Raw genomic sequence first — 16649 nt, 5'->3', positions numbered from 1 at the left:
AAATTAGCCTCGTGAAGTCAAGCGTTTAGACCACAGTGAAATCAGGTCTGATTGAAGAAGCAAACAGGCGAAGATCAGAACAATACCCAGCCAGCCAAGCCAGGGGATAATTTCTCCGAGCACCAGTACCGACAACACTGCAGCGACAACCGGCTCCAACAGTGTCAGCAAGCTTGCACGGCTCGCCTTGGTATTCCTTAACCCGCCGCCAAATAAAATATAACCCAGACACATGGGAATCAACGCCATATAAGCCGCCACCAGAGAGTTCATGGATGAGGCAAATAACTTATCTCCGGTCACCAACAGCGTTGGAAGTAGTAGTATCGCCCCTATACCAAAAATGCCTCCCATGGCAGCCTGGGACGAAACACCATTGTCGATCATGGCTTTCGCAACCCAGGAGTAAATGGCGTACATAAGACCAGCGGTCGCACCAAGAGCGATGCCAACGGCCCTCAGTCCCGGCTTTGAATGAATTGCCGCTGAAGGCTCAGAGCAAACTAATAGTCCAATCCCTATCCCACCGAAACAAAAGCTTATCAGCCATCGCCGGGTAATTTTACTCTGTTTGCCAAACAGACTCTCGATCAAGACTGTAAACAATGGGGCACTGGCAATAGATACAACTGTCCCAATCGCAACCCCAGACAGTCTCATCGAACTATAAAAAGCGAGGGGATAGAGGGTTAATGCCACAGCTCCAATAAATAGCTTTTTTCTAAGCTGCAGAATTCGACTGAGCTCTTGGGTAAGCTGTTTGTAAGCTAACAAAGCCTGAAGAATACCGCCAAAACCCATTGCAAATGCGCCGATCGCCAGTGGGCTTACATCTGGGGCAAAGCTCGCGGCTGTGCCTGTCGTCCCCCATAAAACAGAGGCGGCCAATATCGCAACAATGCTGGATTGCTCTTTCGTAAAATGACTTTTTACCATTGTGTATTCTGCTCAGGTTATGCTGTTTATCCTGCCAGAAAGAATATCCTGAAACTGAGAGCGTAACTTTGCAGAATGGACGCTACAGTTGCCCTAAGAGACTGTTTTATCCACCGGATGCAAATGCCCGGGGTGATAAACCAAAATAGAGGGAGAAACGACGACTAAACGCGGAGAGATCGCCATAGCCGACTCTTTGTGCAATCAGCTGAACGGGTAAGTCTGTATGGGTTAGTAGTGCTTTCGCTTTTTCCATCCGTTGCTGGATAAGATACTGATGCACACTAACCCCCAGACTCTCTTTAAAACGCTTTTTAAACTGGGTTGGACTCAGGCATGCAACCTCAGCAAGCTGAGCAATTGACAGGGGCTGATCAAGCTGTTCAATCATCTTGGTTTGCACCGCCCGGATACGACGGTCAAGGCAGTGGGTTGCTCCTTGTTGTTGAAGCAGCATATAGAAAACACCAAGCATTGAGGTCTCAATTCCACTATCGACCTGATGCTCAAGCTGCTTTTCAACAAACAGTAGAAAGCTCACCAGTGGCGCAGTGATGGAGAACACAAGAGGGCTATCACTCACTAAGTTTTCTGGGAGTGCCTGCATATCCGCCACAATAAAACGCGCCGCTTCATCCGCCTGAAAGGCATGCTCAACCCCAGCTTGGATCACAACACACTCAGAAACATTCACCTTCCCCTCGTAACCCTTCATCTGTAGATTGATACTCCCTGGATCGGCAGTACCAGCTGATGGTGATCACTATGAGCATGAGTTTGTTGCTGCTTGGTATAAGCGCGAATGCTTAAGCTGTCTTTCATTACAGGGGGCACCCATTCATCAGGCCAACAAGCAGTATAGCCTCGTATCCTGGCCCAGGATAGCTCACGACGAAGTCCTCCCTGCCAAGTTGAGAATTCAGTGTAAGCTGGGTTAAGTTCAGCAGCTCTCGGAGTTGATACCGGCCTTGAGAACCCGGACAGGATCTCTGACACCCAAGCCAGGCTTGTGAACCTCCCGATACCAGGCTTCAAAGCTTGTCATGAAGTATCTCCCTGCAAGCTCGCATCGATTATGCATTTAGATCTGTAACCCAATAAACCATAGACGAGATGACCAGCCCACTCTTTTTTAAGAGGGATCACGGGCACTGCTCCTGAACCCTGAAAATTGTTAAATTGACAGGGGAACTAAAATTAGGGGAGGTTAACGGAGAAACTGATGCGCCTTTTTTCCCTGTTGCTATGCCTTATCTTCCTGTCGGCAAAGGCTCAGCCTCTTAAGATTGCCAGCCTGTCTCTTCCCCCTTTCTCATACATGGAGAACGGCGAGATCAAGGGGTTTGCGGTTGAGATCGTTTCTGAAGCCCTGAATCGCCTTGAAGTAGAGCACAAGATCTTTATCCAACCCTGGGCCCGTTCTCTTCGCGAGATGCAGGTCGGCTCCATTGATGGCCTCTTTCCCATGTTCAAAACCCCCGAACGCCTTGTCTATGCAAACTTTCCACAGCTACCTGTGGTCTATGAAAATGTGGTGATGGTAACGCGACATGACTCCGGTATTCTTTTTGAGGGGGATCTCGCTTCTCTGGGTGAGTATCGAATTTGCCGGGTTCGGGGATACAGCTCGGGAAAGGCGTTCGATACCGCCGTGCTCAATGGGCAGCTGCCGAATATTGAACTGGTAAATACCTCCCTGTTGAACCTTAAAAAGCTGCTTCGAAAGCGTTGCCAGATCCTGGTCGATAACGACAGCGTCATTTTTTATCAACTCAAGAGCCTGAAAAAGCCTGCGAATACCCTCGAGCTGCTCCATACACTGGAGCGGATTCCAAGCTTTCTGGGCCTCTCAAAATATGGATCGGCTCAGGCAGTCGCCCCTCAGTTGAGCACGACTCTCCAGGCCATGTATGATGAAGGGTCATAGAGAAAATTGTCCAGCGTTACCTTGGAAAGGGAAGACACAACTGGCCACAGCTCCCAAAAGAGTAACCTTGTACGTTCACTTGCATCAATAAAGAAAACAATCGTACTCCTGATCACCACTAACTCCCTTTTAGCCTGTGATATTCCTTGCTAAACCACTTTCGACAACTTCCCTGATAGCTAATGCCCGGCTTCCACCTTTTCTTGAATCTCCGCCATGTCCGACTCCGTCGCATCTTCTCTGCACCGCCAAAAACAATAAACAACCCCTGTGTATGAGCCTCTATCGCCTCCTCTCTCATGGATGCATGCCCGACGAGATGACAATTCAGCCATAATCCATAGATCATGGTCTCATAGATGAGAGGCTTCTCCGTCATGCCATACCCATAATCAAGACCAAGAAAGGCAGTACTCACCCTGAATGGCCCAACCACACTCTGATAGGTAAACCGATCCTCTTTCTCAAAATATTGAGCCCACTCAAAGATGTCTCGAGCTAGTTGAGGCACACCATCAACCTCTATGTATTTCTGATCCAGCTTGCCCCAATCAGCATTAATCATAGAACCTCTCCCTCAGTCACTCTTATCGTTCGGCGATACAGTTGTTGTGATACAGCCACCGCCCAATAAACTATATGTAACACCCATGATAAACATCTACTATGAATAGCAATTATTTAACTCTTTCCAGATCAGGAGCTGACATCATCGACATGAATACCTGGCCCCAAAGTGAGTTCCTATATATTGAGCCTATATTTGAACTATCCGGCTTAATACGATAAATATTTGGCATCCGCAACCCTCCCACAGCAGTCTTAACATCTATTGGATATGTCTTTGTCATTCTAGCGATGGCCCCGGCCACTTTTCTACAATCGAGGTTTGCAGCTTCCGAAATCTCCAAGGCTGTCATCCATTGCTCTTTAGACATCGCCGAGAATATGAGACGTCGAGTTTCCTCCTTCTCTTTACGAGAAGGTCTTCTTTTAGTTTGACTCATCATGTTTAATAACCACTTATAAATATCTAGAACTTAATATATCTGATAGAAAAAATAATACGTTAGTAGCCAATAGTGCAATACAATACATCTGGAGTATCATCTTATTATGAATCCACTAATCACTCACGCTTTCAGCAATTTCTTGTCCAAGTATTACAGGTTCATTGATATCACTTTGGTATGGATCATCGATTCTAACTTTATTTGGTTCAAAGAACAGTAGAATACCGGAACCACCATAGGCAAACTTACCAATAGCATCGCCTTTGTGAACCAAATCCCCTTCTTTCAGCTTCAGCTGAACAGAGCTGATCATCCAGTAACCAATAGGAACAACACCTACCAGGCCAACTCGATCATTTTTGATGATATATACCCCTCTTCTATGTTCATAAGCGTGCTGATATACAATATCTGCATCACTGACATGCTGATCATCTGTTGGAGAGTCATATAAACCCTGGAATGTTTCTGCAAGTAAAATCCTTCCGCTAACAGGTGAATGAAAGTGGTGATAGTTATAAGCCCCAAGGTTAGACATGATTACTGGCCCACCAATAAACCGCTCAGCCAAAGGGTTACCATTAAAAATCTTTCTTATATTCAGGCTATCCCCTTTTGCAACAATTTTGGATGTATCCTGAACTGCTGGTATCACAACTCCCATAGAGCCATCATTTGGGGATACCACTACATTATCATCTCCCCTACCATCGATAGATCTGGCATTTTTTCTTAGTTCTCTGGTAAAAAACTCATTGAAGCTGGTGAATCCACCTTTAGGAATGATATAGTCACTGATTTTCACCTGCTTGTTAGATAACCATGCGCTCAATCCTCTTGTGGAGGCTTTGCTATCCAGGTATCGTCCCTTTGCATTAAAGAAAGAGGATAGCCAGGAAGCAACCGGATTAAGTCTAACAAAATCCTGCCCTTTTTCTGTATATGCCAGCTCTACAAAAATCATATTCATTTTAAGTGGGTTATCAACGTCTGGATTATTGTATAGCCACTGCTGGAAAAAACCTCCAACCTCCGGTAATTTCTTATTGTACCAATAGGTACCTACCGGCATAGCTGCTAATGCTTGAATCAGAGCATTTCTAACATCCTGATTATTTTTAATCATTTTATTGAAGCTTGCGATAACATCATCATGACTTGGTGACTTGCTATCTGTAGCTAGGCTATTTACCGAAATCTCTGTTGATTGGGCTGCTACTGTAAAACAGGCCAAGACAAAACTTAAAACCATGAGTTTCTTAAGTGACATTATATACCTCATAACATAACACTAATTGGTAGTATAGACATATTCCTGGCTTATGATTTTTCCGTATCTCGAATTATTTCTATAAATAATTTCAGATTTTTTTAAACTCACATTATCGCTTTATACAGCATGAAAAATAACAAGGCGAAAAAACCAGGCAATCAAAACTGGTCATCTTCCGGGGTAACTTTGGCATGGTCGTCAAAGCAGGAAGAATGGAAGCTCGCACAGAATACCGACAACACACCAAAGAAATGGTGACCGGACACCCAAATAGGAATAAACTATACTCGCATTTAACGCAGCATGTTTGGCCAGGGGCGCAACCCCCCTGGCTTTTTTTGGCTACTGTTTAACTTCCTTGTAACACTTCTTGGTTCCCTGTCGGTGCCAGCATTGTTTCCATATGCCGCCGGGTTCTTTGATGTGTCGCTGGGTTGGTGAAATTGTGAATCTATTGGTAAAGTTCTGCATATCTCCAGATCTCACCACGCGCCCATCTCGCTGCGTTATCTCAATTGAAACGCCAGTGTGCCAGTGATTTGAGCAGCCTGGTCCGTCTGGATCATCAGGGCCGCCAAAAGATACACTGGTGCCCCCGATCGCTGGATGCTTACGGGAAACGTGGGATTTGCTGTCATGCTGGCAATAATATCTGATCTCCATGATATCGTTGTCATCGCTACCGTAATTAAACGTACACTCCGCATGGTCGTGGTGCGAGTTGTCAATACAATAGGCTGTCACCTTTGCAGCGCAAGCCGCGCCTGAACACCAAAGCAGTAACATCGGTATAATCAGTTTCTTAATCATTAATAACCTATAGTGGTCAACTATTTTTGGCCACGGTTTTGTGTTTCATTCCAGAACCAACGCTCTGATTCATTCGGAGTCAGAGCGGTTACTAATAGAGTTTTTTTCATGACAGAGCACCATAGTTAGGAATGACGCCCCGATGAAAACCCTATTTAGTATTGCGATATACAGAAATCACTAAACTTCGGTGTGGCTCCCCCTTTGGAGGAAATCAATGGAGTTCTGCCATGCACTTTTTGACTCCGCGCCGGTGCCAACACTTTTTCCAGCGCCCTTCTTCATCAATGATGATGTTCCTCTGTGTTGGTGATAACCGAATACCTTGATTAAAATCTCTCTGAGTGGAGGCTAATACCCTGCCGTCTCTCAGGGTGAGCTCAATATGCGCTTTAAAGACATCTCTATTTGAGCATCCTGTTCCCTGCGGATCTTTCTTACCTCCAAAAATCATTTGAACTGCACCCTTATACACATCCTTATCGAAAGAGCGCTTATAATCGGAGATGCAAGTAAATCTCATATGAACGATATCCATGTCACGGTTCCCCTCATTGAATCGGCAAACCTTATCTTTGTGGGTGGAGTTATCAATGCACTTAACCCAAATCTCTGACGATTGGGAACTTCCAGATAGAAGGCCAGCAAATAAGCTTATAACAACAATGGCTTTCAACTTTGTTAAATTAAACATCACATTATCTCTTTATACAGCATGAAAAAATCACTTGGAATTACAGGCTCGCCCTTTCAACCAGAATAGTCAGGAGCGCAACCTTTAGAGCCTTGATGGTGCCAACATTTCCTCCAGTTCCCTTGGGAGTCTTTCTTGTGTCTCTGAGTTGGCGACAATTTAAAGGCATACCCGACATTGGAGATCGTTGATGTTGCTTTTGTTTCGCCATTCGCCAAGTGGAGGAATACACGAACCTTCGCCCTATCTCTATCGCATCCTCCGCTTTGCGGATCGTTGGGTCCACCGTAAAGAATTTTGCTCTCACCGACCGACACCTGCTTATCAAACGAATGCTTATGATCTTGGAAGGTGATACAAACTATCTCCATCCTCAACACATCCATATCCCTTGTCCCTTTATTAAAGCTGCATGATTCGTGCTTGTGCTTTGAGTTATCCTCACACACGACAGCTTTCTGTGCCGCCACGCTTACGCCAGATACCATAGTGATAATGGCTCCCAGCGCTATTGGTAATAATTTCACATTAACCTCCTATGGACTTGTCTTTATTTTTGCGCATCCAGTATTCCCGCGCCAATGCCAGCAAGCTTTGTTTTTAGGCTGACTCCAGTTCTCCATAATAAAAATAGCGCGACCATATTGGTCTTTATCATGGCGCCAGTGGATATTTGTGCGCCGCCGCTCTCCATTCTTCTGATAAAACCAAACCATCGCATTCTCTGTAACACTGCACCCTTTGCCACGACTATCTTCCGGGCCACCAAAATAAAGAACGCTCACACCAACAGGAGGCACCACAGTAAAGTCATGTGTTGTCGTGTTATTCCCGGCACAATAAAATGTGACCCTTATCTTGGTCATATCGTTCTGGGTTTGGCCGCTATTAAAAAAGCACGCTCCAGGCATCGATCCTTTAGACCTCTCGCATTTCAGAATAACACCAGTGCCATGGGCTGCCCCTGCCGCAATGAACAGCACAAAAACACAAAATAATTTCTTCATCTCTACCTCAGAAAGTTTAAAAGACCCAAATGGGTAAAAATAAATAACTACCTATATTTGTTATTCACCTCCTTGATTCTTACGCTTGTATGCCTTACCTGCGGCAGTGGATCCCCACCCTCCAGAGATTGATATCCATACAACATCCGTGGCACCCATTATCATGCCCATTGCTCAGGGAAACGGGTCATGTATTCAATTTGGTGATTAAACACAGTAGGACTGTCGCTCAATCCTTTGGGTATACCGCTTCCCCACAATGTGCTTATCTTCTGGAATTGCAGAGCTATAGCAAACCAGATCATCCGTACAGAAAAATCGGATATTGAAGGGAGCAAGGAGCATCAGTAACTCTTTCAGAGTCGACAGGATACGAGGTCAAAAAGCATGGGCAATAATCCGCTTGTATCGAGGCTCCCATGCATACCAAAGCTAACGTTGCTCCTTCTTGCTCTGGATAAATGACCACTGCTCATCAACTTCACAGACTAAGATGATTTCCTCTCCACCCAGGGGCAAGGCCGTTACCTGTCTGGGGCTGAGTTTTTTAAAGTCCGTATGACTGTACTAAGCCCAACCTTTAAGGTTCGAGCAGTGTCACGACAACCCGCAGAATTCATGCCCATGTCGACGAGCATGCTCAGATCTTGAACAAAAACGACATTTAACTTCGAAAGTAGTCATATCTTCAATCCATGCAAAAGACCACATTCTAAAATCAAATCAACACGTTGAGCACATCACCCAAAAAAGGGAACAATCAACCACCCCCTGCAGGGAAACAATCGCTTTTACCTGGCACGTTCCAGCACCATTTGCGTTTGTTTTGAGACCACCGAGCCAGAAAATATGTTCTGTTCAGGCTACGCTTTACAGAATCCAGGTGAACAGACCCGCCACCCCTGAGCTTTAACACCAACTTAAAGTGGTCGATCTCTTTGCATGGTGATTCGTCTGTATCAAGTTTCACCCATTCCTGGCGATTGGGAATGTTTGTTGCCTCAAGGCTTTCTGTCCCCTTGGTCTTGCCATCCTTAACGCACGAGATCGTCATATTCATTTTGACAACATCTTGATTGTTATCCCCCTGACTAAAGATGCACGTATCAGACACACGGCTCCTTGGGTTAAGCGTATTCTGGCAAAACAAGTAAAATGGTTTTGCAAAGACAGGCGCAGACGAAACCAGAAGTACGCCAAGTATTAATAATCGCTTCACGTGTTATCCCCTCAAAAATATATGATACAGCCAGAATAATCGTATGGTTCTTGCTTGTAATTAAACCTCATCATTTGCCAGCAAGGCGCCCCGCCTGCATCCGACCACACAAAATAAAATCGGCGATTGGCGTAGGTTCTTTTATCTACCAAGGCGGTCCACCCACTCTCAAAAGTTACACTCGCGCTAACGCTTGTCACTTCTGTGTCATTGTCGAACAACCCGATACCCGCACGACCACCAACCGGAAGTAACATAGTCAATTCTGTTGTAGCAGACCTTGATGTACCAGACGTATGCCAGGTGCCCTCAACAGATTTAATTCCCTCTGGTGATCCATCACGGCATGGTATTGGGTGAGATAGATCAAAGTTTTTCCCTTTTTGAAAGCAACCAACATACATTTTGTTTGTGTAGTCTTGCGCAAAGCTAATGGATGGGGTTGCGAGCCACCCAAGAATAAACGCAACGCACAAAATAAAATTAAACCGCTTCATCGAAAATATCCTTTATATTTAATTAACAAGATTGCCGCATCCGCTATGCCGGTTTATATGCCAGCAGGGGCTGCCGTCAGACTTGAGTTCCCTCACCACAAAAACAAACTGCTGATTATGCGTTGTACCCAGTTTATATGTTTGGCCATTCCTTAAGTTCACGTAAATCTGAGCATGACTCCAAGTGTCAGCAAAAAATCGGCAAGAATTACTGAATCGCTGAAATCCGACACCGATGGGGTAATCGTGAAAGTGATCGTTATGCGTCCAGCCATTTATGCCTGCCGAGTTCCAGCAAGAAACGTGCATCCGGGTGCTAATGATATCGTTTGGCGCAGATCCAGTGTTACATGCGACATATTTAGCGTCAGTCATCGGGTATTTTGTACTTTTAGCTTCACACCCTAGCAAATAATTAGCGCTTGCATTAGACCCGAATGAAACAACACCAAGCAGCAAAGCAAACAAATATCTATTCATTATTAATTCCATTAGGTAAATAAATAATTCCTATTGAGCCTCGCTCATCTTAGCAGGGCGTTTTCTCATATCCATAAACTTAGTACATTAGCATGTTATCTATTCAGAAATAAAAATTTGACATGCTACCGCCCCGAAGTTTCAGCTCTTCCTTGCTGCACTATAAATAAATCAATCCTGATTTGTATCGAAATAGAAATATTTGCCCTGCTTGCAATCGTTATGAAAATTCAGATTCTAATCTGAATCTCATATTGCAAGGGATACATAAATATTTATACTTCGTTCTGTCACTTAAAGTAAGTAGATTATTTTGATTTGATCCACAGCTGCTACTTAACCAACAGATAAGCCTTATCAACTTTGATTAATTCACCATAGCCGTCCCATACTATTACCTCCTTGTTGCTCCAGCGACACTTCAATCAGCTGGAGAGCTGCCCTGATCAGCTTCTCTCTGGTTGCAAGAGAAACCTCTTCCCTGGATTTCTGATACCCAGAATCATGATGTATACCAAAAACAGCAATAGTGTTATAAAAAAACACAACAAAATAAACAAGCTCCGAACGAAGCCTATCGTAATGAATACTATGCCAGAATGTGATCCCTGCCACCTTTTAGCTTGCTAACTCCCCATGCTATACGCGCTTAACTCGAGCTTATTCAAGACTAAATATTTTTTGTAACTCTCTGTTTTACAGTGGTAAAAAGTGTATGGAAACCGTCCCTGGAGAATTAGCTAGCACATTATATTCGGCATTAAATCAAACAGCTGAACTTGATGCAAAGCCAACCAAAAAGACCGAAAATCATCCGTTTCCTGCCCAGCAATGCGCCAATTGGTGTCGCGCTAGCCTTTCATCTCTTTGGATTAGAACTCAATTGAGCCAGTGTATTATGAGATATGACAGAGTACTCTGTCTCTTAAATGACGGGACTTATACCACTAATGAGTATAACCATTGATAAACTTGTTTGAGTTCAATAGGGCTTAGCCTCTGATTACAACACCAGGTATAAAGCACTTAGGGGCCAGTCAGCCTCACCAGACTTGATACGCTACAGCTTACCCAGCCATGCTCTCTGCCAGCAACTTGCATCAGCCACCTCAACTACGGGGACCATTCAGGCAATGGGTCTGGTTGAGAACCCAGGAGCCTCTGAAAAAGCAGAACAGCTCAAGCTCGTTTACCCTTCTGATCGAATACTCATATCGTGTTACTATTGAGCTCTGGGTGCCAATGAATGTGTATGAAGATGACTCAACACTGTTATCTTTATTGGTATTTCTATGGTACTGAAAAACAGTACACATGCCCTCCGTCGTATCAATAGTGGCCTCTGTAAACCGGCTTAAACCAATAATGACCTGATGGTTATTCAACATATACTATGCTATGCATAGCCTTGAACACGGAACTCTTTACAGTGCAAGACACCAAAAACATATCAAAACAGATACAGCGTGGGACACGCATGACATCGGTTACGCTCTTTGCGTTATCGGAAAGTTGAACGATTGACTGATATGGGGACAGCTATGAGCAATTTTTCGGAACGCTTGACCGAAGCTCTGGAAGCCAGGGGAATGGGGCAGAATGAGCTTGCCAGGCGAATTGGCGTACCACACAGCTATATATCCAATATTATGAGAGGTGTGATCAAGAAGCCGCGCAAACACATCGTTTCTATCTGCAACATCCTAAGAATTTCTGAAGACTGGCTGGTATATGGAGAAGGTGAACCCGATGGCAGTGGGGAAATTGCCGCAGGCCAAGCCATCAATGTCTACGCAATCGATGGTGATGGCTCAAAGCGGTTTCTTCGAGAGGTCGTGATTCCCGGGTTACCGATTTCAGGCGATGTCATCGGATACACTGTCGATCATTCCGAAAATTTTGAACCTGGATCTCTGATTATCGTCAAGAAAAAAACAGGCTCCGGGCTTTTTTTGAGTCAGTACAAGGGAGAGCTATTCTTAACTCAACGATATGATTTAATGACACGAATAGAGTGGCGCCATCAGACTCTACAAGATGTTGATCTGAACGAGCTTGAAGTGATCGGTTTTGTGTGCTCAATTTTTAACCATGGAGACTGGTAATGCTTGAGGTTGTAGAGATTACTGACAACGGCACAGTCCGGTTTAAAACAAGTGGCGGTTCTGTATTTCGAGAGCGTGCAGAAACTCTCGCTACCGATGGGGACACCCTTGCTAGTTTTGACGAGAAAAGTCGCAACATGATCCTTGATGCAAGTCAGCGCAGGGATTTAGTGATCAATACTCATAGAGGTAAGCCGACAGCCATCAAGAAAGAGAACCGTTCTTTGTTAAGTGCCGTCTACGCCTTGTTCACCGGAGTTATATTCACATCTGCCGTATGATCACTGAATGTGATCCGGGTGTTTGGATTCGACTTCCCTGGTGGATTATTTTTCTTTCCGCTAGTGTTTACTATTCTGAACTCAGCAAATGACGTTTTCGGATACCGTAAGGCAAGGCAGATTGTTTGGTTCTCATCACTGGCACTTCTCATCGGAGGGCTTCTGGTTTGGATTGCCTTTCTGCTTCCAGAAAATCCGGAAATAGGATTCCATAACTCAGAACTGGTCATGATTCGAATTCGGGATGCTTTATTCACAACAGCAATTGCCAGTATTATTGGCTCCTGGTTATGCATCTGGGTATTCAGCTGGCTCAAAAGCAAAACAGTGGGAAGACATCTGTGGCTTCGTTGTTTTGCAAGTACCGCAGTCGTTCACCTGGTGTTTGCTACTCCTGTTGCTTTTGTTCTGATACACCACGGATTCGCCCATGTTTCTTTTATGGAGATAAGTCTTTACACCTTTGGCTTCAGATTACTTCTGAGTACCCTGTTTATCCCTATGACTTACGCCTTCGTCTGGTTTGCCAGACGCTAACGACAGGATTGGCTCATTGAACCAATCCTGCTGGATAAGCTCGGGTTATTTTTAAATAGCAGATCTAAGGCGAAGGAATATACATATTTAATCTTGTAATGATTTTGGGAGAGACCTGATGGCTACAGAGAAGATATCTCTTATTAACCGGAGGGATATCGTCGAAATAGATATATTCAAAATCATCCCAGTTTAATCCTGAGCTTTGAATTAAACTTACAGTCTCTTCCGAGGTAATAAACATGCAGTCGGCTCGCAGCTTATGGATAATATGCAACCTATTAATGTTTTCATTGATTTCCTTAATAGTTCTTGGATCCAGATCTTCTAATAGGAAGTCAATCTAACGACCATAGGAGTATCCATCTTTAACAAATAGATGAAGATTTCGGTTCTTAATGGGCGTTGTTTCCTAAATCCGAGTCTGATAATTGACTTGTACCCATTCAGGCAGCTTGCTGCCTGACAGGCATACCAAGCCCGATCACTTTGTTTAAAGCTTTAACTCCGGCCAAGGCTTCCCCAACCTGACCGTTATAACAACGTAAGCTCAGCTGTGGAGAATTGAGCTGTTTGTAGCGAGACATTGCTGTTTCTGCTAACGAGCGCTGATGGTAGTCGTTGTCATGCTTCCATTGTGAAAGCTGCCCATTTTTAAGCGCTTCGACAGCTTCATTTCTGGGATGATCTCCTTTCCAGTAAGCTGCATTACTGCGGGGAGGAATCGTTGGTTTACAACCCTTTCTCTGTAACAGTGCATAGCAAGCCTCTGTATCGTATGCACCATCTGCTGAGACTTGCTGTATCTTGCGTCGTAGTGGGTTTAATAAGGTCGGCAACACCTCGTTATCTCCAACACTATCAAGGCTGACCTCGGCTGCTATGATTTCATGAGTTTGAGCATCAACAGCCAGGTGGAGCTTGCGCCAAACTCGGCGCTTTTCTTTTCCGTGCTTGCGCATTTTCCACTCTCCCTCACCGTGGATTTTGAGCCCTGTCCCATCAACGACCACGTGAGCAACAGGGCCTCGGCTGGGGCGGCGATATTTTATCTCAACGGTCTTCGCTCGTTTGCTGATACAGCTATAAGTCGGTGACTTAAGAGGAACATTCATGAGCTGAAAGACCGAATCAAGGAATCCTTGCAACCCCCTCAGTGGAAGGCTGAATACTCCTTTGAGCATCAACGCGGTTTCGATAGCGGTATCACTGAACGTGAAGCCTCTTCCTCTGTCGCCATGGTGCTCCTGACAATGCCAGTTTTTGACTGCATTCTCATCCAACCAGGCAATCCTTATCCATGTTCTCCTTCCAGAGTTTCATCTGCCTCTTGCTGAGGGATATTTTCCCAGCAGCAGCTAGAGCATTTTTGGTTTAATCCGGGTAGTTATTCCCGCCCTCAAGTTCAAGTGCTGCTTTGAGCTTTGTTAAGCTGACCTTCTGCAGCCAGGATGCTGCAGTAGAGCAACATGGATGTGACTTGCGAGTCAGCGATCAAAGTCAAAGCTGCTTTCATGAGATGAACCGGTTTATCTAGAAAACGCTCTCGTCTATATACATTAAGAGCTTTCTCTGCCGGGCAGCCTGTCAAGCTAACTGCATGGTTACCCGCAGGAATAAGATAGGGGCCCTTACATTATAATGAAGGGTAATAGCATCTGTAGCTAATAGCTGACAACTGATAAAGATCTGAGGCATGGCCCAAATAGAGAAAAACTTGTTGCTGAGAGGGCAGCCCTCTCAGAATAAGCCTAAGACTCCAGATGCCGCTCAGCCAGGCAAGCACCTACATCATCCAAAGAGAGTCCCTGCTGTTTAAGAAGCGCCAGCAGGTGAAACAGCAGATCGGCGGATTCACTGATAAGCTCCTCACGATCTCCGGCCGTCGCAGCCAGGGCAACCTCAACGCCCTCTTCACCCACCTTCTGAGCAATCCGCTTCACCCCCTTATCAAAGAGGGCCGCCGTATAGGACTCCCCGGGAGCAGCCTCCCGCCGGGAGTCGATGATCTGCTCCAGTTTCCCTAAAAAACCCAGTCCTCTTACAGTCTCAGCCTCGGGAGAGAAGCAACTCACTGAGCCTTTGTGGCAGGTCGGTCCGACAGGATCGGCCTGGATTAATAAGGTGTCACCATCACAATCAAGGCTCATCTCACACAATTTAAGGATATGCCCCGAACTCTCCCCCTTCATCCACAACCGCTGTTTCGTCCGGGACCAGAAGGTCACCCGCTTAGACTCAAGTGTATGCAGCAGGGCCTGCTGGTTCATGTAGCCAAGCATCAAAACCTGCAGACTCCGGCTGTCCTGGATCACCGCCGGGATCAGACCCGCGCACTTTTGCCAATCAATGGCCTCAACAACTCCCCCATTCATAAGCGCACCTCGATCTGCTGGTTGTGAAGATACTGTTTCAGAGCAGGGATCTCGATCTGCTGCTGGTGAAACACCGAGGCCGCCAGGGCACCATCCACATCGGCTTGCAGGAAGACCTCTTTGAAGTGCTCCATACAGCCAGCCCCCCGGAAGCGATAAGGGGCACTTTACAGATATCCCTCACCCGATTAAGCTGCTTAAGATCATAGCCCTGGCGTACCCCGTCCCGGTTCATCATGTTGAGTACGATTTCACCCGCCCCCAACTCCTGCACCCGTCGTACCCAATTGAGGGTCTGCCAGCAGGTCTTCTGAGTCGCACTCTCATCTCCCGTATATTGGTACACCTGGTAGAACCCCGTGGCCGGATCCTGGTAGCTATCCACCCCAACCACCACACACTGAACCCCGAAGCGATCCGCCAGCTCACTGATAAGCTCGGGTCGGCGCAGCGCCGGAGAGTTAACGGAAATCTTATCCGCTCCATAGGCCAGAATTTGCGCGGCCTCTGTCACGCTGGAGATCCCACCGGCCACACAGAAGGGGATATCCACCACCTCGGCAACCCGCTCCACCCAGCTTTTATCCACCAACCGCTTATCACTGGAGGCAGTGATATCATAAAACACCAGCTCATCGGCCCCCATCTCAGCATAGCGCTGTGCCAGCTCGACTATCTCTCCCATCACCTTGTGGTTTCGAAACTGCACCCCCTTCACCACCACCCCATCTCGCACATCCAGGCAGGGGATTATCCGTTTTGCCAGCATTCGATCGCCTCCTCCAGGGTAAAACGGCCATCCAGCAGCGCTCGCCCAACGATAACCCCATTGACCCCAGTCTCCCGAAGCGCCTGGATATCATTCAGTGAGCCAATCCCACCAGAGGATTGCACCTTCAGGGCCGGGAAGCGGCGGCACAGATCCCGATAGAGCTCGATATTCGATCCCTGAAGGGTTCCATCACGGGAGATATCGGTACACAGCAGATGCCGCAATCCGGCACTGAGATAGTCATCAAGAAATTGGTTGAGATCCTGATCGCACTCTTGCTGCCAGCCGGCTATCGCAACGCCATAGCCTCCCTCTTTTCGGGGCTTAAGATCCAGTGCCAATACGATCTTCTCAGGTCCATAACGATGCAGCCACTGCCGCACCCTTTCAGGCTCCAGTACCGCAAGGGATCCGATCACCACCCGATCGGCTCCGGCCTCCAGCAGTGCCAACAGATCGGCCTCACTTCGGATCCCACCGCCAATCTGCAGGTTAAGAGGACATACCTCAGCTAACCTGGAGATCACCGAAAACTGCCGTTTGGCAGGATCCCGGGCACCGCTGAGATCCACCAGGTGCAACCAACTGGAGCCACAGGCCTGATAAGCCCTAAACTGCTCAGTGGGTTCAACGCCATAAGTGGTCTGTTGCCGATAATCGCCCTGGTAGAGGCGCACCACTTTTCCATCAATCAAATCCAGTGCAGGTATAATCATCCGTGTC

15 protein-coding genes and 3 pseudogenes are annotated in these 16649 nt (G+C 46.2%); 4 read left to right on the top strand and 14 right to left on the bottom strand.

The window, feature by feature from the left end; translation table 11 throughout:
- Positions 1-3 precede the first annotated feature (3 nt).
- The gene (locus tag DB847_RS10410) at positions 4-936 is read right to left on the bottom strand and encodes a DMT family transporter (protein WP_108650619.1); all 933 of its coding nucleotides are present in this window, start codon (positions 934-936) and stop codon (positions 4-6) included.
- A 106-nt stretch (positions 937-1042) separates the two neighbouring features.
- Complete coding sequence (locus tag DB847_RS10405) at positions 1043-1651, bottom strand: helix-turn-helix domain-containing protein (RefSeq protein WP_199911800.1); 609 nt, start codon at positions 1649-1651, stop codon at positions 1043-1045.
- Between the two features lie 507 nt (positions 1652-2158).
- Between DB847_RS10405 and DB847_RS10400 the strand changes: the two genes are divergently transcribed.
- Complete coding sequence (locus DB847_RS10400) at positions 2159-2863, top strand: substrate-binding periplasmic protein (protein WP_108650618.1); 705 nt, start codon at positions 2159-2161, stop codon at positions 2861-2863.
- 118 nt (positions 2864-2981) lie between these two features.
- Here DB847_RS10400 and DB847_RS10395 read toward each other — a convergent pair whose 3' ends face one another.
- The 8 genes and pseudogenes from DB847_RS10395 to DB847_RS10350 form a co-directional block, all read right to left on the bottom strand.
- Positions 2982-3428 (bottom strand): hypothetical protein, encoded by a 447-nt coding sequence (locus DB847_RS10395; protein WP_108650617.1) that lies wholly within the window; start codon positions 3426-3428, stop codon positions 2982-2984.
- Between the two features lie 560 nt (positions 3429-3988).
- Positions 3989-5146, bottom strand: a complete 1158-nt coding sequence (locus DB847_RS10385) for a phosphatidylserine decarboxylase (RefSeq protein ID WP_159084525.1) — start codon at positions 5144-5146, stop codon at positions 3989-3991.
- 1027 nt (positions 5147-6173) lie between these two features.
- Entirely contained in the window at positions 6174-6653 is a 480-nt protein-coding gene (locus DB847_RS10380; RefSeq protein ID WP_108650614.1) for a hypothetical protein, read from the bottom strand.
- 56 nt (positions 6654-6709) lie between these two features.
- Positions 6710-7180: a hypothetical protein gene (locus tag DB847_RS10375; protein WP_108650613.1), complete on the bottom strand. Its 471-nt coding sequence runs from the start codon at positions 7178-7180 to the stop codon at positions 6710-6712.
- A 9-nt stretch (positions 7181-7189) separates the two neighbouring features.
- Positions 7190-7660: a hypothetical protein gene (locus DB847_RS10370; RefSeq protein WP_108650612.1), complete on the bottom strand. Its 471-nt coding sequence runs from the start codon at positions 7658-7660 to the stop codon at positions 7190-7192.
- A gap of 225 nt (positions 7661-7885) precedes the next feature.
- Positions 7886-8295: pseudogene (locus DB847_RS26635) on the bottom strand (IS1 family transposase); the annotation flags it as partial.
- Positions 8296-8420: 125 nt separating this feature from the next.
- A complete protein-coding gene (locus DB847_RS10355) occupies positions 8421-8879 on the bottom strand; it encodes a hypothetical protein (RefSeq protein ID WP_159084524.1) in 459 nt (152 codons plus the stop codon).
- Positions 8880-8890: 11 nt separating this feature from the next.
- Positions 8891-9376, bottom strand: a complete 486-nt coding sequence (locus DB847_RS10350) for a hypothetical protein (protein ID WP_108650608.1) — start codon at positions 9374-9376, stop codon at positions 8891-8893.
- Positions 9377-11397: 2021 nt separating this feature from the next.
- Here DB847_RS10350 and DB847_RS10340 point away from each other — a divergent pair.
- The 3 genes from DB847_RS10340 to DB847_RS10330 are packed head-to-tail and all read left to right on the top strand — an operon-like array spanning position 11398 to position 12779.
- Positions 11398-11961 (top strand): helix-turn-helix domain-containing protein, encoded by a 564-nt coding sequence (locus DB847_RS10340; protein ID WP_159084523.1) that lies wholly within the window; start codon positions 11398-11400, stop codon positions 11959-11961.
- Positions 11961-12242 (top strand): hypothetical protein, encoded by a 282-nt coding sequence (locus DB847_RS10335; protein ID WP_108650605.1) that lies wholly within the window; start codon positions 11961-11963, stop codon positions 12240-12242. The genes DB847_RS10340 and DB847_RS10335 overlap by 1 nt, the downstream gene beginning before the upstream one ends.
- Before the next feature lie 18 nt (positions 12243-12260).
- Entirely contained in the window at positions 12261-12779 is a 519-nt protein-coding gene (locus DB847_RS10330; protein ID WP_159084522.1) for a queuosine precursor transporter, read from the top strand.
- Positions 12780-13225: 446 nt separating this feature from the next.
- Here DB847_RS10330 and DB847_RS10325 read toward each other — a convergent pair.
- The 4 genes and pseudogenes from DB847_RS10325 to hisA all read right to left on the bottom strand — a co-directional run.
- A pseudogene (locus DB847_RS10325) lies at positions 13226-14065 on the bottom strand (IS5 family transposase); the annotation flags it as partial.
- Between the two features lie 465 nt (positions 14066-14530).
- Positions 14531-15154 carry a bifunctional phosphoribosyl-AMP cyclohydrolase/phosphoribosyl-ATP diphosphatase HisIE gene (gene hisIE / locus DB847_RS10320; RefSeq protein ID WP_108650602.1) on the bottom strand — a complete coding sequence of 208 codons (624 nt, stop codon included), beginning with the start codon at positions 15152-15154 and terminating at the stop codon, positions 14531-14533.
- Positions 15151-15923, bottom strand: a pseudogene (gene hisF / locus DB847_RS10315) (imidazole glycerol phosphate synthase subunit HisF). Before hisF ends, hisIE begins: the two are co-directional and overlap by 4 nt.
- Positions 15905-16642 (bottom strand): 1-(5-phosphoribosyl)-5-[(5-phosphoribosylamino)methylideneamino]imidazole-4-carboxamide isomerase, encoded by a 738-nt coding sequence (gene hisA, locus DB847_RS10310; RefSeq protein WP_108650601.1) that lies wholly within the window; start codon positions 16640-16642, stop codon positions 15905-15907. Before hisA ends, hisF begins: the two are co-directional and overlap by 19 nt.
- Positions 16643-16649: the final 7 nt, after the last annotated feature.

The sequence above is a fragment of the Dongshaea marina genome (genome assembly GCF_003072645.1).
Lineage (GTDB): Bacteria > Pseudomonadota > Gammaproteobacteria > Enterobacterales > Aeromonadaceae > Dongshaea > Dongshaea marina.
This window is presented reverse-complemented; position numbering and strand designations above follow the sequence as displayed.

What these genes read in the sequence shown, in the direction of transcription:
- DB847_RS10370 (WP_108650612.1), bottom strand. Translation starts at nt 7,660, where the DNA reads ATGAAGAAATTATTTTGTGTTTTTGTGCTGTTCATTGCGGCAGGGGCA.
- DB847_RS10395 (WP_108650617.1), bottom strand. Translation starts at nt 3,428, where the DNA reads ATGATTAATGCTGATTGGGGCAAGCTGGATCAGAAATACATAGAGGTT.
- DB847_RS10380 (WP_108650614.1), bottom strand. Translation starts at nt 6,653, where the DNA reads ATGTTTAATTTAACAAAGTTGAAAGCCATTGTTGTTATAAGCTTATTT.
- DB847_RS10350 (WP_108650608.1), bottom strand. Translation starts at nt 9,376, where the DNA reads ATGAAGCGGTTTAATTTTATTTTGTGCGTTGCGTTTATTCTTGGGTGG.
- DB847_RS10405 (WP_199911800.1), bottom strand. Translation starts at nt 1,651, where the DNA reads ATGAAGGGTTACGAGGGGAAGGTGAATGTTTCTGAGTGTGTTGTGATC.
- DB847_RS10335 (WP_108650605.1), top strand. Translation starts at nt 11,961, where the DNA reads ATGCTTGAGGTTGTAGAGATTACTGACAACGGCACAGTCCGGTTTAAA.
- DB847_RS10385 (WP_159084525.1), bottom strand. Translation starts at nt 5,146, where the DNA reads ATGTCACTTAAGAAACTCATGGTTTTAAGTTTTGTCTTGGCCTGTTTT.
- hisA (WP_108650601.1), bottom strand. Translation starts at nt 16,642, where the DNA reads ATGATTATACCTGCACTGGATTTGATTGATGGAAAAGTGGTGCGCCTC.
- DB847_RS10400 (WP_108650618.1), top strand. Translation starts at nt 2,159, where the DNA reads ATGCGCCTTTTTTCCCTGTTGCTATGCCTTATCTTCCTGTCGGCAAAG.
- DB847_RS10340 (WP_159084523.1), top strand. Translation starts at nt 11,398, where the DNA reads ATGAGCAATTTTTCGGAACGCTTGACCGAAGCTCTGGAAGCCAGGGGA.
- hisIE (WP_108650602.1), bottom strand. Translation starts at nt 15,154, where the DNA reads ATGAATGGGGGAGTTGTTGAGGCCATTGATTGGCAAAAGTGCGCGGGT.
- DB847_RS10410 (WP_108650619.1), bottom strand. Translation starts at nt 936, where the DNA reads ATGGTAAAAAGTCATTTTACGAAAGAGCAATCCAGCATTGTTGCGATA.